16 protein-coding genes are annotated in these 20,616 nt (G+C 50.9%); 5 read left to right on the top strand and 11 right to left on the bottom strand.

Annotated elements, in window-relative coordinates; all coding sequences use genetic code 11:
- Window positions 1-214: 214 nt before the first annotated feature.
- Window positions 215-1,294, bottom strand: coding sequence for a hypothetical protein (locus LLG96_09620; protein ID MCE5250463.1), 1,080 nt, complete (start codon window positions 1,292-1,294; stop codon window positions 215-217).
- Window positions 1,295-1,977: 683 nt separating this feature from the next.
- Between LLG96_09620 and LLG96_09625 the strand changes: the two genes are divergently transcribed.
- Window positions 1,978-3,345, top strand: coding sequence for a neutral/alkaline non-lysosomal ceramidase N-terminal domain-containing protein (locus tag LLG96_09625; GenBank protein MCE5250464.1), 1,368 nt, complete (start codon window positions 1,978-1,980; stop codon window positions 3,343-3,345).
- A 124-nt stretch (window positions 3,346-3,469) separates the two neighbouring features.
- Here the strand turns inward: LLG96_09625 and LLG96_09630 are convergent, their stop codons facing one another.
- Window positions 3,470-4,177, bottom strand: coding sequence for a DUF1080 domain-containing protein (locus LLG96_09630; protein MCE5250465.1), 708 nt, complete (start codon window positions 4,175-4,177; stop codon window positions 3,470-3,472).
- A gap of 24 nt (window positions 4,178-4,201) precedes the next feature.
- Entirely contained in the window at window positions 4,202-4,705 is a 504-nt protein-coding gene (locus LLG96_09635; GenBank protein MCE5250466.1) for a cupin domain-containing protein, read from the bottom strand.
- 361 nt (window positions 4,706-5,066) lie between these two features.
- Between LLG96_09635 and LLG96_09640 the strand changes: the two genes are divergently transcribed.
- Window positions 5,067-5,993 carry a cupin domain-containing protein gene (locus LLG96_09640; protein MCE5250467.1) on the top strand — a complete coding sequence of 309 codons (927 nt, stop codon included), beginning with the start codon at window positions 5,067-5,069 and terminating at the stop codon, window positions 5,991-5,993.
- A gap of 208 nt (window positions 5,994-6,201) precedes the next feature.
- Here the strand turns inward: LLG96_09640 and LLG96_09645 are convergent, their stop codons facing one another.
- Together LLG96_09645 and LLG96_09650 are read right to left on the bottom strand one after the other, a co-directional pair.
- Window positions 6,202-7,383 carry a hypothetical protein gene (locus LLG96_09645; protein MCE5250468.1) on the bottom strand — a complete coding sequence of 394 codons (1,182 nt, stop codon included), beginning with the start codon at window positions 7,381-7,383 and terminating at the stop codon, window positions 6,202-6,204.
- A 130-nt stretch (window positions 7,384-7,513) separates the two neighbouring features.
- Window positions 7,514-10,150, bottom strand: a complete 2,637-nt coding sequence (locus LLG96_09650; GenBank protein ID MCE5250469.1) for a non-lysosomal glucosylceramidase — start codon at window positions 10,148-10,150, stop codon at window positions 7,514-7,516.
- A 308-nt stretch (window positions 10,151-10,458) separates the two neighbouring features.
- On the opposite strand from LLG96_09650, the gene LLG96_09655 reads away from it, so the two are divergent.
- Complete coding sequence (locus LLG96_09655) at window positions 10,459-11,214, top strand: hypothetical protein (protein MCE5250470.1); 756 nt, start codon at window positions 10,459-10,461, stop codon at window positions 11,212-11,214.
- A 180-nt stretch (window positions 11,215-11,394) separates the two neighbouring features.
- On the opposite strand, the gene LLG96_09660 is transcribed toward LLG96_09655, so the two are convergent.
- The 6 genes from LLG96_09660 to LLG96_09685 form a co-directional block, all read right to left on the bottom strand.
- Entirely contained in the window at window positions 11,395-11,862 is a 468-nt protein-coding gene (locus LLG96_09660; GenBank protein MCE5250471.1) for a YbhB/YbcL family Raf kinase inhibitor-like protein, read from the bottom strand.
- A gap of 237 nt (window positions 11,863-12,099) precedes the next feature.
- Entirely contained in the window at window positions 12,100-12,738 is a 639-nt protein-coding gene (locus LLG96_09665; protein ID MCE5250472.1) for a SagB/ThcOx family dehydrogenase, read from the bottom strand.
- A gap of 169 nt (window positions 12,739-12,907) precedes the next feature.
- Window positions 12,908-13,933, bottom strand: a complete 1,026-nt coding sequence (locus LLG96_09670) for a LexA family transcriptional regulator (GenBank protein ID MCE5250473.1) — start codon at window positions 13,931-13,933, stop codon at window positions 12,908-12,910.
- 101 nt (window positions 13,934-14,034) lie between these two features.
- Window positions 14,035-15,783, bottom strand: coding sequence for a hypothetical protein (locus LLG96_09675; GenBank protein ID MCE5250474.1), 1,749 nt, complete (start codon window positions 15,781-15,783; stop codon window positions 14,035-14,037).
- A 245-nt stretch (window positions 15,784-16,028) separates the two neighbouring features.
- Window positions 16,029-17,069, bottom strand: a complete 1,041-nt coding sequence (locus LLG96_09680; GenBank protein MCE5250475.1) for a carbohydrate kinase family protein — start codon at window positions 17,067-17,069, stop codon at window positions 16,029-16,031.
- Window positions 17,070-17,479: 410 nt separating this feature from the next.
- A complete protein-coding gene (locus LLG96_09685; protein ID MCE5250476.1) occupies window positions 17,480-19,231 on the bottom strand; it encodes a CocE/NonD family hydrolase in 1,752 nt (583 codons plus the stop codon).
- Between the two features lie 466 nt (window positions 19,232-19,697).
- Here LLG96_09685 and LLG96_09690 point away from each other — a divergent pair, with 466 nt between their 5' ends.
- Both LLG96_09690 and LLG96_09695 read left to right on the top strand, forming a co-directional pair.
- Window positions 19,698-20,411, top strand: coding sequence for an ABC transporter ATP-binding protein (locus LLG96_09690; GenBank protein ID MCE5250477.1), 714 nt, complete (start codon window positions 19,698-19,700; stop codon window positions 20,409-20,411).
- A gap of 22 nt (window positions 20,412-20,433) precedes the next feature.
- Window positions 20,434-20,616 (top strand): hypothetical protein (locus tag LLG96_09695; GenBank protein ID MCE5250478.1); only part of this gene is annotated, 183 nt, incomplete at its 3' end.

Consider the following 20,616-nt stretch of genomic DNA (forward strand, 5'->3'; position numbering starts at 1 on the left):
GAATGCCGGACATACAACCTTACGATTTTATGTTATTATCAGCAGGATTATTTATAAAAATATTCAACCACAAAGACACTAAGACATAAATAGATATAACAGATTGTATATACTATATCTTGTAATTATTAATTTTTCACATCAAAAAGATTTATAAAAAAATCTGCGTAAATCCGCGTTCTATTATAATTATGAATAAATCGTACACCCTGAGTTACCCGACCGGATAGGTCCCGTATTCCCTGACAGCATCATAGAATGCCAGCACGTTTTCAAGCGAGACATCGGGCTGGATATTATGCGAAGGGCCGATGATCAATCCTCCGCCGGGGCCGACAGTTTCGATTCGGAGTTTCACTTCATTGCGGACATCCTCCGGCGTCCCGAACGGCAGTACCTCCTGGATATCGACAGTCCCCCAGAACGAGAGCCTGTCCCCGAACCGTCGCTTGAGCCGCGCCGGGTCCATCGACTTTGGCTGAACCGCGTTGAGAATATCGACTCCGGCTTCGATGTATTCGGGTAAAAGCTGTTCGATGTTGCCGTCGCTGTGATAGGCAATTTTTATGTCCGGACGCACAGCCCTGAACGCCTCGATCAGCCTGGCATACCGGGGCTTGAAAAACTCCCTCCATGTCACAGGCGACATGATGAGCGAGTTCTGGGTTCCGAAATCGTCCCCGAGCCATAGTATATCAACGCCGAGCCTCGCCAGCGTCGTTCCGGTGATAAGCTGAAACTCATACAGTTTGTCGAGGAGTGCATGGGCAAAATCTTTATTGACCACCATGTCGGTGAGAAAGGCTTCGTATCCCCGAAGGTACCACGCGGCCTCGAAAAAGGTGCAGGGCATTCCTCCGACTATCGCGTGGGTCGAACCATGCGTGCTGAGCAGCTCACGGGCAGAGTCATAACGCCAGTCCTCCGTCGGGTCGGGACAGGAGAACGAGCTCAGGCTGCTTTCATCGGCAAGCGGGCGTTTCACAATCTCGGTATATCGTCCGTTCGGTATATCGACCCATCGCCACCCGATCCCCCACTCGCAGGTGTATTCCGGGCTCTCCTCGTGCTGATAATAACTTGTCGCGATGCCGTGCCACGCCACGAGAAGGTCATGGCCCATTACAATGGGGAGTTCGGACACCTTGCCGGAATAAGCTTCGGCTGTTGCGTTGTCGAGCTTCAGGTACCGTGACAGTTTTTCCGCCGCTTCGGGGGTAAAATCATTGTGAACGGGAACCCTGTCGGGTTCTTCATGGTTCAGGGCGGTCAGAACACGTTCTTTCGAGTTCATGGCAGACACTTCCACAATATATTCGTTGAAATAATCCATACCTGTACACTGCGTAATGAGAATACCTGTACAAAATAGGAAAAGTCACCACAGAGTCAAGAGTAATCACGAGGTACCGATGATAATCTTTACGCCCCGCAGAATAAAAAAACCGTCTGAATCGCTTAAAAAAGCTTCACCGGAAAAATCATAAGATTCCTTTATCCCGGAAATTATGTTACATTACGGTATACTGCCGTAATAAAACCCGGAGGAGGATTGCATGAAACTGTTTGTCTGTCTCACTTTCACGTTTTATGTTTACTTCGTATTCATGGCTCCCCTGTATTATGCCGGGAGTATACGGTTGAAACAGGGAGATTTTATCATGTAATTGTCGGAGTTATGATAACTCACTGAACACGACCGCAATTCAGAACAGAGGAACAGTAATGATGTGCATGTCTGATACTCCTAAAATTTGCGTATGATATGTTTTATTAAACGATAGAGAGTCATTCCCGTGAAAACGGGAATCCGTCGTTTAGTGTTCATGACCGGGCAATGTTATTACTTTATTCCATATTCACTTCGTTCCCGGGAATGACACTAATCGTACGATAAATTAGTGATTATGAGCTCATTGAATAACCAGATAACCATATAAACGGCTGTTTGTGGAATACTCACGGAAAGGACTTTCGATGAACGTATGCAAAACCGGTAAACTGCTCGCCGGTACAGGTCTCTCCGACATAACACCTCCCCCTGACTGCACACTGGCGGGTTTCGCAGCCCGTGATCACCGGGCCGAAGGAATTCACGACAGACTGACCGCAACAGCACTGGCGCTGCAAAAGGACGAGGAAACAGCTGTTATCGTGGCCCTCGATCTCGTTTCGCTTTCACGGAACCATATCGATTACCTCCTGAAAAGGCTCGAAGCTTCGTATGGGCTGAAACCACGACAGATTCTCATAAACTGTTCCCATACCCATGCCGGGCCGGTCACCGATATCAGCGAATTCGATCTGTCGATGAACGAGCTCTGTCCTTACCGTGGTGATCCGGATTATCTCGATTCTCTCGGGGAGAATATCCTGAAAGCGGTCGCAGCGGCTCTCGACAGCATAGAGCCGGCAGTAGCATACTGGGGACTCGGTGAAACGCACATCGGCATATCACGGCGCGCTTCAAACACCTCGCTTTACAAAGGACCCGCTTCGGGGGATTTCGGGATATATGCAAACTATCCAAATCCGCGCATGGAAATCGATCGGACATGCCCGGTCATGCTCATCAGGAATGCGGATGGAGCACCCAGGGCACTCGTCTTCGGCGCACCCTGTCATCCGACAACCATGAGTTACGACAACTACCTCGTTTCCGCCGAATATCCCGGAGAGGCACGCCGTGCGCTGAAAGAGTATTATGGTGGAATCCCTGCGCTGTTTCTGCAGGGTATTGGCGGAGATATAAAACCGCGTCAGGTTGCCGGAGAAACAAAGTTCAGGAGCGGGACATATGATGATGTCGCGCTCGTCGGGAAAGAGCTCGCTTCGGATATCATACGGATTATCGACAGAGGGCTGGTACCGCTCGATATCAGGCTTAAATCCTCACTTAAACATGTCCCGGTCCCGCTTGCGAAAGGATGGGATGAGCGGACATACCGTCGCTTCAACGGCAGGAAAGAACCGGAACACCGCCGTTACTGGGCAAACTGGTGGCTCGGTAAAATCGTACGGGGTGAAGAAATCCCGGAAACTGTCGATGTCACGCTTGCCCTCATGGAACTTGCACCCGACCTGCGATTCGCCGGAGTATCGGGCGAGCTTCTCACCGGAATGGGGCTCAAGATCAAGCGGCATTTCACGACAGGGATAACACTGCCCCTCGGATATACCAACGGTGTCGTTGCATACATCCCCGATTCGGATGTTCTCGAAGAGGGCGGTTACGAGGCGGTGGAATCCATCTTTTTCTCTGAATCGATGCCCGCTCCATGGAGGAAGGACATCGACAGCACCATTCTCGGAGCATTCGATACGCTTGCCGATGAACTCGAGTGATGTTTCAACCGGAATACACGAAGACTTCAGGCATGTTACCACCTTCGCATGTAAGAAAAAAAATCGCTCTGTCCCCTTTCGGCGTCACGGGACAGAGCGACTGTATATTGTATGTTCCGGGCTTTTACTTGAGCTCGCGAATCCAGATATTACGGTATTTCACCGGGTGGTTATGATCCTGGAGGATGATCGGGCCTTTCGCACGGTCGTTCTCCTCGACCCCGCCGAGTGTATATGATGTGTAAACATGATCCTGAATGAGAACGCCGTTATGGAGGACGGTGATGTTCGCTTTCTGGGTGATATTCCCGTCCTGGCTGTACCGCGGGGCGCGGAATATGATGTCGTAGGTCTGCCACTGTCCGGCGGGACGGCTTGCATTGACGAGCGGGGGAAAATTCTCGTATACGGCGCCGCACTGACCATTGACGTACGTCTTACTGCCGTATGAATCGAGCACCTGAACCTCGTAAACGCCGTTCAGATACACGCCGCTGTTGCCACGGTCCTGGCCTTCACCCTTCGCAGGGGCAGGAGTGGCGAACTCGATGTGGAGCTGGACGTCGCCGAATTCCCGTTTGGTTTTGATAGTACCGCCCTTCACGATCATCGCGCCGTTCTCGACAGTCCAGCCAGCTGGTTTGCCATCCATGTACGTCCACTCGGAGAGGTTTTTGCCATCGAAGAGCACGACGGCATCTCCCGGTATCTGCCCTTCGAGAGCGCTGACAACTCTCGGCTCGGGTTCCATCGGATGGGGCGCTCCATACACACCCGCAGCACAAACCATCAAAAATCCCGATACCAGAACAACCGCGAACATTTTTTTCATTCCGTGCCTCCTTGATTGTTAGGTTTATTCACTGGTAAGCTGTCTGATCAGATATTCATAATCAGGGTAACGGCCGATGAGCATACCACGGTTACCGAGTTCCAGATCACCGGCATCGAACGCCGGAGCAACCGTGGTTCCGAGGAGCGCGAACGAACCGCCGTCGACGAGTCTCATTCCCTGCCATATTCCGCGCGTAACGATGCACTGGGGATACTGCCCCTTTTCCAGATCGTTTCCGAGAACAAGCTCCTTCCCGGTTCCGTCAGGGCAGAGTTGGAGCATGGTAACCGGGTCGCCGGCATAAAAATGAAACACCTCATCGCTCGGGAGGCGGTGGAGCGCCGAAAATGCCTCGGCGGTAATGAGATAATAGATGGCGGTGCTCAATCCCTTCTCACTGCCGTACCGCGGCGGAAGACACCCGGATGATATGGTTTCACTGCTCCGGTAGGTCTCCCTGAAATATCCGCCTTCGCCCGGAAGCGGAACGAGTCCGAGATGACGGATAATATAGCTCGTATTCATAGGCAACTTTCTGTAATATCAATTAATTTAAACACTTATAAAAGCATATACCGGTCAATCGCCGTCCTTAAAAGTATCCGCATTATGACAACTGACAGCTGTAATTGTGATTCATATAACATGAATGAAGAACTTTCAACCATATATCTCTGACATTTCGCTGCCGTGAACTTAACGGATTTGAGGTATAATTGCAAGCGCAATCATACAGTCCCGAGCCGCGAACCCGAATAAAAACTTCCGGAAATGAATGTATTGATAAATACATCATCAGGTAATATATTAGCAAAGACTTACTTCGGAAATTTCACGATTACTCATTCGTAAACCTTTCACAAACCTGTTCCAAAGGAGGGTGTTGATGAAAAAAGTGCTCCTTTTAACCGCGGTTATGTTTTTAGTGTATTCATCGCTCGCTGTCGCTCAGGATGTCGTGTTCGGTCAGGACAAGAAACCCTCGTATTTCGAGCTCGACGATTACAATCACCGTTATCCCGAAACCGACACCGATGTCAGGCTCTACATGAACAACTGGAGAAATTCACAGATAACCATCGGGCACGGCGGCTTTTTCGAACGGGCATACCTGACACCCGGCGACCCGACAAATCCGCCCAGGATCGGCGCTGTACTCAAATATATCAAGGCTTACAACCACGGGGCGCTCGAAGCCGACTCCAGAACGACCAAAACGAAGCATGACAAGGAACAGGTGTTTTTCTACATAACAGGCGGTGTCGGCAAGGTAGAAGCTGGCGGCAAGACCGCCGAACTGTCCGAGGGAACGGGGGTTTTTATTCCCGCCGGGCTTGAATACCAGTTTTTCAATACCTGCGACAAGGAACCGCTCGAATGCATTATCATCATGGAAGATATCCCCGATGGATTCGAGCCGCTGAAAGAAATGAAAACCGGCTCGTATAAAGACCATACACCCGGCGCCGGGATGCACTGGGCGCACATCGGCAGGGGTATCGTCGATGGTGTCAAGTTTGCCAATCCCATGGGTGTAGCTGTCGTATCAGTCGATGCCTTCGATATAGCGCAGCCGCACATGCACGGCCCCGGTGTCGAGGAAATCTGGTGCCAGCTCAGGGGAAAGAGTCTCCTCCTGTTCGGAAACCGTCTCTTCTGGCAGGAAGTCGGGACGGCATTTCTCATCCCACCCAATTTCAGGGTGCCCCACTGCTCGATCAATTATTCCGAAGAGCCCATGCAGTGGCTCTATCTGGGGAACCGTCACGACGCGCAGGAAACACGGTACAGTAAATTCCACGAGAAGAAATAGCTCTCTTTTCGGGTCTCCTATACAGACACGAAGAAACAATAAAGCCCCGTTCTGTCGATTGATAAACGGGGCTTTATCATATATGGGGATACTGTTTAACAGTAGATTGTGTATAAAAGAAACAATGGCATTTACGATTTACGATTTTGGATTGCCAAGCCTCTATCAATCGTAAATCGAACTTTTAATTTCAGCAAGTGTGGTCCTGCTATTTTATCCGGTAGAGATGGACATCGTACGGCTTGAAATCATCCTCGAAACCACCGCTGGTAACCGGTATGGTGCGTCCCTCGCCGATGACCTCCGCCGTCCCGTCCCCGTTGGGCAGGCTCACAAAAAAAGAAGCTTTCGTCCCGCTGTCACGCATACAGACGGCGAACACATAAAGAGCATCTTCGTATCGTTTAACCAGCACATCCACCGGTACTCCGGGCTGTGAGGACGTTACTTCGGCGCCGAAATGGAATGTCGGGCTGTTGATCACGGGCGCAAGGTTGCGGATTTCTCCGTTAAGCGCAGTGACCGCCGCAAGCATTTCGGGATCGTTGAGGAGCCGCCGTGTATCTTCCTTCGGCTTCCAGGCATGGACGAAGTAAACGATGCCCATGGAGCCATGAATAATCGACATCCACACCTCCGCTTTCACCTGACGGGGAGTGGGACGTGTGTCGGACGATATCTGAGTGGTTTCGATGCAGTTCCAGACAATCTTCTGATTGTTCGTCCATGTTCTGAGACGGTCCACTCCACGGGCGACATACCAGAGATTGCCCTGGATTTCAGGGTTCCGGTGCACTACGGGATAGATATCGAACGAAACGATATCGCCGCCCTTGACATATTCCGCATAGTCCTCGGGGTGGTTTCGACGGACTCCACGGCCAATGTAGTTATTCCACGCAACACCCTGACCGATGTTCAGGAACACCGGCCGTGAGGGATCGGCAGCTATTATCTTCTTATAATCCGCGATTATTTTTTCCGGAAGGATCGGGGGACTCCATTTGCCGTCAATAATTGGCTGCTGGGCGTTATCCGGCTCGTCGCCGTGCATCCAGCCTACGATAATCGGATCATCTTTATATTTAAGCCCTACATCGTTCTGAGAACATATGGCCGGCATACCGGCTGCCCGGAGCTGGGCGAGCTGTTCTTCCGTGGGACCCTGCCAGAGACCGACAAAGACATTTATTCCGGCTTTTTTGTATGCCTGCGCATCCTCAGGGTCCTGCAGCCAGACCGTCAGGGGGAAAAAACCGGGGTCTTTCGGAAGACCGTTCTTCCATTGTACATAGGGATTGGCGCTGCCGGGTTTCCCCTTATCGGCCTGGGCATACAGTACTGAAGCACACAGAAATGTGAGGAGCACAATACCCAAGAGTCGTTTCATAACATCCCCTTTCCCTAAAAAAGTGTTAATATCCGCTGATATTTTAATTGCCGTTTTTTATCTCTATCCCTTGGTTTCTCTGTCCCTTTGCCACTTTGCCACTTTGCCACTCCGGAATGTAACCAGATTATCACTGTGAGGCAAGCACAAAGGAGAGCGGTTCTCCCTCTTTGACTGTCATGACGGTATCGAACTGTTTTGAGCCATAACCGGTCAGAATAAACCGCGACAGTTCTGTCTGCCCGTGGAGTACAGCCAGATCGACCGTAATTCCATTTTTCCCGCGGGTAAGGGTACACGTTCCCCATGCGTACCCGTTCGACCAAAAAAATGTTCCCCCCTGAGAAGCAAAGGTCATGCTCTTTTCGACAGCGGAGCAGTGGAATCCCGAAAGGGCGAGCAGTCCCGCCCAGCTTGCCATCGCCCGTGAATAGTGGTGGCCGCACTCTGCCTCGTCGAACGGACTTCGTCTGTTCCCGTCATACCGTCGCCGAATATTCTCGATACAGGTAATCCCGTTTTTAATCTGCCCCTCATAGAGCATACCGACAGCGGCTGTATATTCAAAACCTGTCATGACTTCGGTAAAGTACGGAAACGGATTTTCCGGACGGTCCTTCGGGTAGCTCGCCATGAGAAGCGCCGACTCGTCCCCGAGCGCAAACGAGCGCATGCAGTTGAAATGGGTGCTCAATTCCTTACAGTAATTGTATTTCATGATACTCCGCAGTGTCGTGTCAACATGCCCCTTTTCGACGAGATATCCGAGGTTGCAGACATGGGCCATGTACTGGCCGACAAGCTGGTCGACGAGACACCCCGAGCCGAGCTGATAATCGGGATTGGTCGGGTCCTGTGCGCCCATTCCAACGAGAAGCGCTTTCGCGATGTCCGATGCATTTTTCGGCGGCACGATCTTATGCTCGTAGTATTCGCCGTTGTAGAGGTTCGCATCTATCCATGCGCTTCCCCTATTAAAGAGATTCCCGCACGTGGCAGCAAATTCCTCGTCTCCGAGATAGCGGGCCATCTCCTGAGCAGCCCGGAGCGCGCCGAGATACCACAGTCCCATCTGCGGATTGGGGCCGTAGTACTCCACATCCATGGTATTGTGCTGGCAGCCTTCCATGACACCATCACGGTCGGCGTCCCATCCCCCCGGTATCCAGCAGAATTCGAGCGCTTTCCGCACCTTCGGCCACAATGCCCTGAGCATGTCGTCATCGCCGGAGAGCTGCCAGTCGCGGTACATCTTCATGATGCAGCCCATCTGGCCATCCGCCGCCGCTTTTCCCCACCCCTGCGCACGTTCGAGCGGGAGGTTGACACGAAAGCTCATGAGCCCGTTCTCATCGGTGGCATGCCCGAACTCGACCTCGCGCATCGATTTCGCCAGCTTCCCGAACAGGAACGCCGTCGCCTGCTCGTAATTCCAGACATGGGTACACGAACCATGGCAGCACCCCTTCTGGTCGCAGCTTCCTTCCCAGCCGTAGAACCGGCCGTCCGCAGTACGGAAACAGGTCTGCGTCCGGAGCGTGCTGATGTTGAACAGCGCCGCCTCTTTCACCACATCGGGAACGGTGCTTCCGCACAGTGCGCGCACAAACTCCACCGTCCGCGCTTCCAGCCCGGGAAGACGGGGCGCCTCTTTTTCCGCCGTATCCCATGCATCTGAATAGACGGTGGTGTAATAATTACGCAGGATATCCTTATCGTTCCCTTCCGGCGTCCATGAAGGCCGGTTCGGGAAATTCCATGTAAGATAGAAGGTGACTTCCCTCTTCTCGTGCGGGGGGACATCCACTTCCACGGCGAGCGACAGCATGGGCGTGTTCTCACCGGTGGTTCCGCGCTCTTCGAGTTTACCGTCATCACTGAAGTCATCCCAGAAATCGAGGAGCGATTTACCCCACTGTTCGGGCAGCCACGACGTCCGGTAACTGACATGCTCACGGACACCCGTGGTCAAGGCTATCGTCCCCCACTGGGGTACCCTGGTGCTGATTCCTTCGGAGCGCATGAAAATTCCCTGGACATCCGTCCCCGTGCGGAACGTATTGACATTCGCCTTTGCGCCGATCACCTGGAGATTCCCTTTCCAGTCCTTTGTCGTCTCCCATCCGTCCATCCCGATGAAATTGGGCATGCTGCCGCATACCGACGCGGTTATAGGGCTGCTCTTCGTGTTATAAAGCTCGAAGCGAATCACCGCCACCGGCATACCGCTCAAATCCTCCTCTCCAGGGATAAGCGGATTGAACACTTTCATACGGACATCCACAGGCATATCCGGGTCAGAGAGCATCACCTGACCGAGCGGGTATGCGGCTTCAAAGGAGCTGTTCCGGAAACGCGGCAGTCCATGGTTCGGTACAATACTGCCGTGGCTGCCCTCATACGCCGAAACATCGAGCGGCCCTTCGAGAACACGGGCTTGCCTGTTACCGTTCTCATCGGCGACGAACAGGGCAAAAAACGGCCCCGTTGTTCCGCGCTGCGGAATATATCCTTTCGATGGGCGATTCATGATCTCCCAGTCGCGGAGATCACCCCGTCCGCCCAGGGATACCGTTCCCGTGCCGATACCGCCGACCGGCATGGCGATACGGGCGCTGTTCTGCTGATCATACCGTTTAAGAACCGGCCAGTCCCCCGTTTCCGGGGTTTTTACCATTGTTCCCGATGGTAAGGACGGCTCTTTATTCGAACATGAAACACAACAGAAAAATGCAACCAGCACTACCACCGTAAGTGATGTTCTCATACAGGCCTCCGGAACATGATAACTGTTATGTACTCATTATTATCCACGTAAACAGACGCACCGGGATATAAAGTAAAAACCGATTATGATAAAAAACATATCATGTCACAAACAGGATTCAAACACTTTTTTCTTGCTGTTTCGGTTCAGTTCAAACCTCGCCCCGGGAAAAGGCATTTCGGGAATATGCGGACGCGGGATTTTCACCGGATTCTTGATTACAGGAATAATATAGTATATATTATTTTTACAATAGATGTATTACATTTCAATGTGGATTTGGGCAGATTTCAAGGGAGAATATCAACATGGAAGAAGAAATACGGGGAAATGTCGTTATCTCTCCCCCATCCGGTATCATACAGAGAATCTCAGCCGTTCTGGCTGCTGCACTTGCCGCGCATTTCTGCGTTTTTGTGGCTCTGACTGTCTATTTGTATCCTCTATACCATAACAGAGGCTGGCACCTGAAGAGCGACCTTACAAAAATGACGGAATTGATTCCGATAATTATTATTGAGTATGCCTCCATCTTCCTTTTCTGGTATGTTCTCTTTCTCTGGAGACAGACACTTAATGAGGGTCGAAAGCCCTGGTTTTTCAGAACGCAGTCGTGGGTCCGATGGGGAATCATTGTTCTTCTAGCAATTATTACTGCCCTTGCATACTATCCTTTTTCCAGCGTTTTAGTACATGCAGGTCTTACACGAGTTGGTTCAGAACATCCCATTATTCAAAAAATCCAGAATATTCTTATTTTCTTAATAGTTACATCAAATAACTTTTTCCAGTCTCTTGTCTGGCTCTGGTGGTTACGTAGCGCAGCGGCACGAGTCCGTTCGCTTTTTTCGGGTATCTGCACATGGCTTGTATATGATGCTATCGTCATGCTCGTCCTGGAAGAAGTATTTGAAAAACACACCTTTTCGGAAATATCACGAATACTTTATAACCGTACGATTATGGATGCTAAAATCGGCATTTTCGCGATAGCTGTGTTTATCGTGACAGATAGAATCAGAACCGTGTTTAAAAAAAATACCAAAATCAATGATATGGTATAACCATATGCGATTCTGTATCGTTGCGAGAGATTTTTACTTTACCCGGACGCACACTATATATAAGGGAGGATGTTGTATAGAACATCCTCCCTTATAGTCTGACAACGAAATTTTTTACTACCAGTCACCACGGCAACCCTACAACAGCAAAACCGTCTGTATCAAGCAGACATAATCTTCTTACCGCTGCCGTGAATAACGGCCCATCAGCTCTCCCTGGGCGCGGATATGTCCTTCCATTGCCCGGAGGAGCTGCTGTTTCGTGGCGCCCGGCTTGAGGTCGAGCATGGTATCGAGGGCATAAACCTTGAAATAGTAACGGTGCGTCCCGGACGGCGGACAGGGGCCGCCGTACCCGATCCTCCGGAAATCATTCGTTCCCTGAAGCGCCCCGCTGCCGAGTTTTTCCTGTGACGGCATCTTTTCGGAAAGCTCCTGAACACCGGCCGGGATATTATACATCACCCAGTGAACCCAGGTTCCCGCCGGCGCATCGGGATCGTCGCATATGAGCGCAAAACTCTTCGTGCCATCAGGAGGGTCGCTCCAGGCCAGCTGCGGTGAAATATCCATGCCATCGCACGTATACCGTGAAGGAATCGAGCCGCCCGCTGAAAAGACGGTACTGGTAACAGTGAGTTTTTCCATAGTATCACTTCCTTGTGTTTGGGATGATCGATTATTACAGGAGAGCAATACCAGACACCCGATAACCATGCATACAAGCAATACTCTGCATATGATCGTCTTCATGGTAACCGATCCGGATCGAAATGGACAACGGCACCGTATGTGAGAAGGCCAGAAAATAATACAGTATAAATTTATCATGATTTCATGTGGATTAACCATGTTTTTTTCAGTGTATCGGAAATTGCCCGCCGGCTATTTCCTTCCCACAGGCATGAGATAGAGCGGCTGCTCGTCATCCGCCATTTCCAAAACTTTTTTCACATCCTCATCGCGGAAAGCCCCGACCGCCACGGTTCCGAGCCCGAGAGCTCCCGCCTCAAGATAGATGTTCTGTCCGGCATGACCGACCTCGATCATGGCATACCGTTTTCCCCGTTCGCCATATTTGATGGTTATCCGCTCATACACCACTGAAAATACAAAGACAGCAGGCGCATTTTTCACGCTTGGCTGTTCGAGCGCCGCACTGCTGAGATTCCCCCGCTTGTCGCCCTTTATAACCATCACAAGCTCATGGCCTCGGGGGTTATACCGGTATATCCCCGCGGAAAGTCCGGTTACATTTCCGGCCACCACATAAAGCTCGAGCGGATAGAGCGCTCCGCCGGAAGGCGCCGTACGGTGCCCGCTGTCGTCGGTAATTCCCTGTGCGGCCCAAAGAAGCTGCGATACTTCATCGAGGGTGAGCGGATCGTTTTTGAATTCTCTCACCGACCGTCTCTCATGAAGAGCCTTTTCCACCGAAACCGCGCCTGAAAACCTCGGCTGGGGAAGTTTCACCACATCACCGGTTTCTGCCATCGACAATCCTCCGCCAGCTGCAATAATCATGGTTGAAAAATATAAACACAGACCGATTCTCCATTTAAATGCTTTTTTCATGCCATGCCTCCATGCATTATTCAATCGGGAAACCGCTGTTTCTCTCCTGCGAACACGGTCACGCCGGAATGTTTCTCATATGTCAATGGTTTTTTTACACGAACGCGGCACCCGGCAGTCAGAACTTTCCCCGCGCGGATGGTATCCAGAGAACGACTTTAAAAATACGGGTTCCTTCGATGGGAACGACTGTTTTTTTATGGGCCGGATTCGAAGGCATAAGGAGGTATTCACCTTTATGAATATAGACCTTCCGTATCAGAAACCGTTTATTATGGATAGTTACACCGATACCGCCATCGATATTGGTGAATTTTTCCTCGGGATTAAGTATGAGCAGATCGCTGTCATGCAAATCGGGAACCATACTGGTGTCATCGACCCTGACAGCAAAAACAAAACTGCCCTGAATGTTGAACCGCGGAACATATGTCGAAAAAGACTTCTCGCCGTTTTCCTCAAACCACTTCCACCATTCACCGGCTGGAACCTCGGCCAGAAGCGGTATTTTTTCATCCTTTCCCGGGGATTCTGTCTGAACGGTTTTTTCGGGTGTTTCAATCTTCTGGGGAGGAGACTCCCGATTCACGGGGGCCTGCCCGGGGGGTACGGAAAAGAGCTCGGCAAGCGAAACGCCCATCGAGTCGAAGAGTTTTTCCAGCTTATCGGGAGATGTATCGGAGAGTGTCAAACCTGTTTTTTCAGGCACACCTTCATCGATATCCGTTTCCCCGGATGCCTGAAAATCTTCCGAAGAACCGTCCGGTTGCCGTTCATCTGCTTGATATTCGGAATCATCGGTTTCCACGGAAACCGCACTTCTCGACTCCTGAACATCCGCCCTCGCAGAACCGGGGGAAAATCCGTAAGTTTTCACAGGAGCAGGCTGAATATTGTTACGAGCAGGCGAAGCGGAAATGGAAGATTGATGAGGACCACCATAGAACTCAGCCATGGTAACACCGAAAGCACCGGCAATTTTTTCCAGCGTTTTCGTTCCCGGATTTCTCATCCCGGTCATGATATTCGAGAGATATGTAGGGCTTATTCCCGCTTTTTCGGCAAGGATTTTCTGGGAAAACGACTCATCGCCCCGGTTTCTCTTCCAGTTCAGCCACAGTTGAATCAGTTCACGTTCTTTCATGGCATATTTATAACCTGTTTTTCAAATAAATGCAAGTATTTTATATATGCTACCCCATTATATAAGAGCCGCACTCCACTCTCATTATCGGTATAAAACGTTTATTTCTTTACCTCAACCTGTCCCGCCGAAGGAAGGTACGGATACCATGTAAACGCCAGAGCCACCGTAGCCGCACACGCCAATCCGAGACAAAGCGCCGCATAACCATGCCAGTGACCGACAAGATACATGGGAAACAGGTAATAGCCCGAAACGGCGACCATTCCGAGGCAGGTGTTGATAACGGCAAGCGATGCACGTTCCGATTTCATTCCCCGTTCATCCACAGACAGATGCGCTTTCCCGCGAACCGGCCCCCACAGTCCGAACGGCCTTACGGTGCGGTAGAAATCCACAAGAATCCGTTCATCGACCGGACGTGTCAAGAGCGAACCTGCGATGCTCGCTATGAGCGAACCGATACAGATCGGAGGAAAGATCACATACATAGGGGAATCGGGCACGAGGAGAGCCACAAGCGAAAGCGCTATCCCGCCGATCGTTCCCGCCGCATAGCCCCACCCGGTCATACGCCACCAGTACCACCGGAGGACATTGGGCATGATGACCCCGGCGCCGAGAGCCATCATGATCCAGTTCCATATCTGCGCAATCGACTGTGCACGGAAACCTATGGCGATACCGAGTATTACCACGGCGACTGTCGCGAGACGGCTGTACATGACAAGCTGACGTTCGCTGGCATAAGGCCTGAAAAACGGCTGAAAGAGGTCGCGAACTATGAACGACGCCGCACTGTTTGCTGTGGCGCTGAATGTGGACATGAACGCCGCAAGGAGACCGGCGATAACGATACCTCTGAGGCCGATAGGAAGGAAGTTCCTGAGCACGATGGGCATAACCTGTTCGGGATCGGATGCCTGGGTAATGCCCGACAGGGCAAGGAGCGTGATTCCGGCGGTCATGGCCCAGCGGACAATGAGAAAGAAACTCCACGCGGCCCCAACTTTAGATGCGTCACGATGATTCCGGGTTGCAAGAAACAGTTGAAAATCATACATCTGCGCCGGTCCTCCGGCATTGAGCAGAAACCCTTTTATGACCCAGACTATCACGAGAGCGCCGAAAAGCTCATATCCTGCATTTCCTGTTCCCGCAAGCTCTTCCAGTCGCCACCGGGGCAGCAGGGAAGCCCAGTCGGCGGGAATACGGCCGAGCAGCTCGGGGGTCAGCTTGATATACGCCACCACAGCGATCAGAATACTCGCAAAGGTAAGAATTACCGTCTGAATCACCTGCGTGACCACAACGCTGTACAGTCCGCCGAGGATAACATAGACCGTGGTCGTTCCGATGATGAGAATGGCGCATGTATGCGGCCCGAAAGGCAGATAGACAGCAGCAAACTTACCGATGCCCTGGAATGCATACCCGATGAAACTCGACAGCGTAATCACCGCCATGAGCGCATAGGATGTTCTCGCAACAAGCCCTCCGCGGTCGCTGCCGAAACGGGTTACCATCCACTCAGCGGCTGTCAGCACATTGGACCGCCTCACCCATTTGCCCATATAGGCCATGAAAAATGCGCCCATCATGACTCCCCACATCCAGTGAATCCACATCGATTTCATTCCGATGATAAACAGCAGCGAGACAATCCACATGGTCCCGGTGATATCGAAAGTCGCCACCGATCCGGACATGGCGAGCGCAAGCCAGTGCATGCTCCGCCCGCTCAGAAAATAGGATTCGAGGTCCTTTGACGCCCGTTTCTGGTACCAGAAACCAAGCCCAATGACCACAACAAAGTATAAAACAATGATGGCGACATCGAGATAGGCCATACGGGTTCTCCTTTAATCCATCCAAAGAAATTCCGAAAACGTATTCAACCCCGATCTATTCACCTATTTTAATAGAACACGGATTTTCGCGGATTTGTATTTTATTTTAATGCCAACGTTTACTTGCCACTCAAGACAGCATCAATAAACTATTATGTCTCTTTGTGCTTTTGTGTCTTTGTGGTAAAATATTTTTCACAAATGATTCGGGTTAAAAAAGAAAAAAACGGTTTAACCACCCACAGCTAAGGTTTCAACGGCCTCGTTTCCATGTAGTCGAGAATGTAGTTCTCATGGCGCATTGCGTCGGTCGTGGTGAGACTGCCGAGGCTTACAGCAGCGGCAGCTGTGGCGAACTTCAGGCACTTCGCAGAATCCCACCCGTTATGGAATCCGTGGAGAAAACCAGCGGTGAACGCGTCGCCGGCGCCGGTATTTCCGGCATATTCTTCGGGAGGAACATCGAATATGCGCTGGGTTATGAGACCGGTGGACGGGCTGTAGAGATAATTGGTTCCCTTTGCGCCGCAGTGAACGACAGCGATTCTCACGCCGTATTCATCCACGAGCGACCGCACCGCCTGTCGTTCATCGGCAAATCCGGTGATCCCCTCCGCCTGATCCTCTCCGATGGACAGGATATCGACCCACCGGAGGGTATTGCGGAAGCGTTTGAATTTCCACCACCGTTCTCTTTTCGGGGTCACGAAATCGAGGCAGGTGACGATGCCCATTTCCTGTATTTTTTCGAGGACGGGGCCGAAACAGCTCCCGTAGTCGGGATCGACCCTGTCGAAGAGCGGCATGAGGAGACCATACCCCATCATGGCGATTTTGAGGTCTTTCAGCATGTCGAAATGAATATCCCCGGGACCGAAGCTTCCCATTGCACCGAAAAAATAGCGGAATGTCCGGTTGATCGTCTCCTGTGAATCCCTGACATAGAGCACATGGGTGACCGATGTCGGATGATCGGGGGTTTCGATGAGATATTCTTCGGAGAGATCGTTGCTCCGGAGCGCATCGCGGATACGCCTGCCATTGTCGTCGGCGCCTATCTTGCCGATAACCCGCAGGGGATACTGCGCCCCCATTTTTCTACAGTCGATGCTGTTGTTGAGGCACATCCCGCCGGTCGAGTACTGAACATGCTCTGATTCGTAATCCTCGCCCGTAAGATAGGTATCGCCGTCCGAATACACGAGGTTTCCCGGCTCGAGAATTTCCGAAACGACATCCACAATAACGCTGCCGATAAAACCTATTCCGTTTTTTTCACCGCTCATACCGTATCCTTTTATCCGGTGTTTCATCTGAAACTATTTAACCATAAAGACACAAAGGCACAAAAACTATAATATATTCTGGTTATTCAATTAACTCATAATTGTTGATTTACATTATGAGTACTGTCATTCCCAAGAACGAAGTGAATTGGGAATCCAGTATTACCACTACAGTGTCATGATCATGTGATTATGGATTCCCGTTTTCACGGGAATGACACTATAACGTAAAATACCCATTCGTATATTTAATACACTAAATGAAATTTCAGATAATATATTATTTATATTGTCATTAGTGTTTATAAATCGTTCACGTTCAATAAGGAAAAGATACAAAAACCAAATCCGTGTAAATCCGTGTTTATCCGTGGTCTATTGAATTTTAAGAATAGTTCGGGTTCCATAAATCACCGGTTTCCCATGACCGGCAGAACAAGCCGTGAAGGCCGAGCTTTGTCATGAAATACTGTCTGTTCCGCGGTGACCCATGCGTCTTCCGTTCCTATCGGGCCGCCGGTATTGAGGTTACGGTCGAACCGGGGGAAGTTCGACGACGCCACTTCGAGCCTGATGCGGTGCCCTTTCAGGAATGTGTTGGCGGTATTGCCCAGTTCGATACGGTACAGTCCGACTGCGCCGGGTTTTATAAACCGCGGCTCGCCTCCGCCGTCCCTGAAACGTGCCCTGATGATGCCGTCCGTGATGTTCAGCGCTTTACCATCAGGGAATACATCGACGAGCTTACCGGTGAAATCGGTGTCACGGGCGCCCGTTGCGGCATAGAGCTCCAGCAAGACGGGACCGGCAATCGTGATATCTTCGGTAAGCTCGCCGGTTGTATAAACGAGAACATCAGCCCTCGTTTCCACCTCGGCCTGATCCATCGGCCCGGCTTTGGTCATCGGCCTGAGACAGCAGAGTATTCCCCCCACGGTGGGAACGGGATTGCCGGGATCGTACTGAAAACGGTCGTACGGTTCATCCACCGGTTTTTCCGCGTCCAGGCGCCCCGTGCCCGAAGACGTGTTAGCCGAACCCGCGCTCCGGAGATAGAACGATTCCGTGCGGACATCCGACGGCGGCCAGGTATCCGAAGACACCCAGCGGTTCTCGCCCAGAAGGAAATACCTGACCGAAGGCTCTTTTTCAACACCGTTATCGTCCTTGAGTACCCACCGGTCCATCCATTGACTCATAATCGCCGAGATGTCGAGCGATGACCAGTCGCCAAACACCATATCGCATTCCGGCGGAGGGCTGAGACTGTGATCGAACGGCCCGATAATGAGCTTCACCCGCTTTTGCGAACCGGCGCTGTTAAGCCGCCCGTAAAGCCTGATAACATCGTTGCAGAAAAGGTCGAACCATCCGCCGACGAGGAGAAAAGCGGTCTTATCGCCCGAAATCATGGAAGGATCGGGGAGCAAGCCCTTCCCGAACGAGCCGTTGGCCCATTCGAGCCATGTACGGTAATACCCGATTTCCTTGTTCACACCCCTGTGTGCATCCCGGAGCGGCAGAAGGCTGAAAAGACGATTCCAGTCGAGTGTGTACATGTAATCCAGATCCTGTGTTTTCCCGTCGACAAGCAGCGCCCAGTAATAGTCGAAGTGGTGGTTCATCGCTCCGCCGGTAAAGAGTCCGCCGGAGGGTATCGCAACAGGATTGTGGGCAACCACGGCAACAGGCGGCGCAGCCTTCCCTGCGGTAAGATAGAGAGCGGTGAATCCTACGTACGAATGGCCGACTGCACCAACAACACCGTTCGACCACGGCTGTGAACGAACCCAGTTCAATGTGGCCTCGCCATCGGAGATGTCATGAACGAACGGATCGAAATACCCCTCCGAAGCATACCGCCCGCGTGTATCCTGACATACACATGCATATCCACGCCGGGCATAGTCTTCCATCGTTTTTTTCATCCAGTCGGAACCATAGGGGGAACGGTATATGACCGCCGGAACCTTCCCCGCGATGTCGGGCCTGGCGATTTGTGTCGCCAGCTTCGTACCATCCGATGATGTGATGAAAACGGTGTCTTCAAACCGCACCGGGTAGTTTTCACGCCCATAGACGGAAGAAACACGGAATGTTGATATGGTTGTGAGGAAAAAGACAACACTTATAATGCACAGAAAGAAGGTTCTACGCTTCATACACCATCCTTTATCAATATTTAAATATGCTTATTTTCGATAAAGCTACTTTGAAAGGACAGTTCAATATACCTGTCACACGGTATCTGAGAAAAATCAAAGCGCCATGAAAAAATCCTCTAAAAGATTTTATATTTATAAGAATTAAGCAAGTGAATAATATGTAAAAAGGAAATGGATTAGAACATTTTACGAACAAAAACACCATACCATACTCAGCCTGAACGGCTTTGGGCGGAAGATGCCCGATAAGCTACCTGAATGAATAAAAGTCCCGGTACAGTTGTAGTATATTCATAGAATCATGGTTTAATAGAAGGTAACGAACAATTATGCACGACAGAAAAACAAACAAAATAGTTTCCAGAAATCATCATAGATTAGATATTGATACTGTATCAGTGCATTGATTATCATACATGGAAAATCGAATAGTGTTGTATAAACACTGCATAAGGAGTAAACCATGTTACAGGCAATCGATCTGACCATGCGGTACGAGGATGGGACACTCGCCCTAGATCACATGAATCTCGAAGTCGGAGAAGGTGAAATCTTCTGCCTGCTCGGGGCGAACGGAGCCGGGAAAACGACAACCATCAATCTGTTTCTCTCCTTTATCGAGCCCACCGAAGGTTCGGTTCTCATAAACGGTATCGATGTGGTCAGGCATCCACTCGAAACGAAGGATTATGTTTCGTTCGTTTCCGAAAATGTCATGCTCTACGACAATTTCACCGCCCGCCAGAACCTCGATTATTTCGCACGGCTGGGGGGAAAGAGGAACCTCACGAAGGATGACTACTATTCATACATGCGCAGGGTCGGCCTGCAGGACGATGCGTTCGAGATGCGGCTCAAGAAGTTCTCAAAGGGAATGCGCCAGAAACTCGGTATCACCATCGCCATAATCAAAGATGCTCCGAACATTCTTCTGGACGAGCCGACTTCCGGTCTCGATCCGAAAGCTGCCGCTGAGTTCATCGAAATCCTCAGGGAGCTCCGTGACGGGGGCAAGTCCATTCTCATGAGCACCCATGATATTTTCCGCGCCCGTGAAATAGCCGATCATGTGGGTATCATGAAAAAAGGGCGGCTCGTCATGGTCAGAAGCCGTGAGGAGTTCAAGGGCGAGGACCTGGAAAAAATCTATCTCGAATACATACAGTCAGCTGCCTGACCAGACTGAGGAGGAAACGGCCATGCTGTCCGATATCATCAGGAAAGAAATTCTCGATACCATCAACAGCCCCAAATTCGTTTTCACTTTTCTGCTCTGTACGGTACTGATTCTGCTCTCGGTCTACACCGGAGTCAATAATTACCGTGCCGAACTCCGCGAGTACAACGCCGCGATTGCACTCAACAAAAAGAACCTTGAAAAC

The organism is bacterium (genome assembly GCA_021372535.1).
Classification (GTDB): Bacteria; Latescibacterota; Latescibacteria; order Latescibacterales; family Latescibacteraceae; genus JAFGMP01.

Bases quoted from the DNA above. Each gene is read 5' to 3' on its own strand.
- LLG96_09620 (MCE5250463.1), bottom strand. From the start codon at position 1,294: ATGAACTCGAAAGAACGTGTTCTGACCGCCCTGAACCATGAAGAACCC.
- LLG96_09625 (MCE5250464.1), top strand. From the start codon at position 1,978: ATGAACGTATGCAAAACCGGTAAACTGCTCGCCGGTACAGGTCTCTCC.
- LLG96_09650 (MCE5250469.1), bottom strand. From the start codon at position 10,150: ATGAGAACATCACTTACGGTGGTAGTGCTGGTTGCATTTTTCTGTTGT.
- LLG96_09635 (MCE5250466.1), bottom strand. From the start codon at position 4,705: ATGAATACGAGCTATATTATCCGTCATCTCGGACTCGTTCCGCTTCCG.
- LLG96_09660 (MCE5250471.1), bottom strand. From the start codon at position 11,862: ATGGAAAAACTCACTGTTACCAGTACCGTCTTTTCAGCGGGCGGCTCG.
- LLG96_09665 (MCE5250472.1), bottom strand. From the start codon at position 12,738: ATGATTATTGCAGCTGGCGGAGGATTGTCGATGGCAGAAACCGGTGAT.
- LLG96_09640 (MCE5250467.1), top strand. From the start codon at position 5,067: ATGAAAAAAGTGCTCCTTTTAACCGCGGTTATGTTTTTAGTGTATTCA.
- LLG96_09675 (MCE5250474.1), bottom strand. From the start codon at position 15,783: ATGGCCTATCTCGATGTCGCCATCATTGTTTTATACTTTGTTGTGGTC.
- LLG96_09670 (MCE5250473.1), bottom strand. From the start codon at position 13,933: ATGAAAGAACGTGAACTGATTCAACTGTGGCTGAACTGGAAGAGAAAC.
- LLG96_09685 (MCE5250476.1), bottom strand. From the start codon at position 19,231: ATGAAGCGTAGAACCTTCTTTCTGTGCATTATAAGTGTTGTCTTTTTC.
- LLG96_09630 (MCE5250465.1), bottom strand. From the start codon at position 4,177: ATGAAAAAAATGTTCGCGGTTGTTCTGGTATCGGGATTTTTGATGGTT.
- LLG96_09690 (MCE5250477.1), top strand. From the start codon at position 19,698: ATGTTACAGGCAATCGATCTGACCATGCGGTACGAGGATGGGACACTC.
- LLG96_09655 (MCE5250470.1), top strand. From the start codon at position 10,459: ATGGAAGAAGAAATACGGGGAAATGTCGTTATCTCTCCCCCATCCGGT.
- LLG96_09680 (MCE5250475.1), bottom strand. From the start codon at position 17,069: ATGAGCGGTGAAAAAAACGGAATAGGTTTTATCGGCAGCGTTATTGTG.
- LLG96_09645 (MCE5250468.1), bottom strand. From the start codon at position 7,383: ATGAAACGACTCTTGGGTATTGTGCTCCTCACATTTCTGTGTGCTTCA.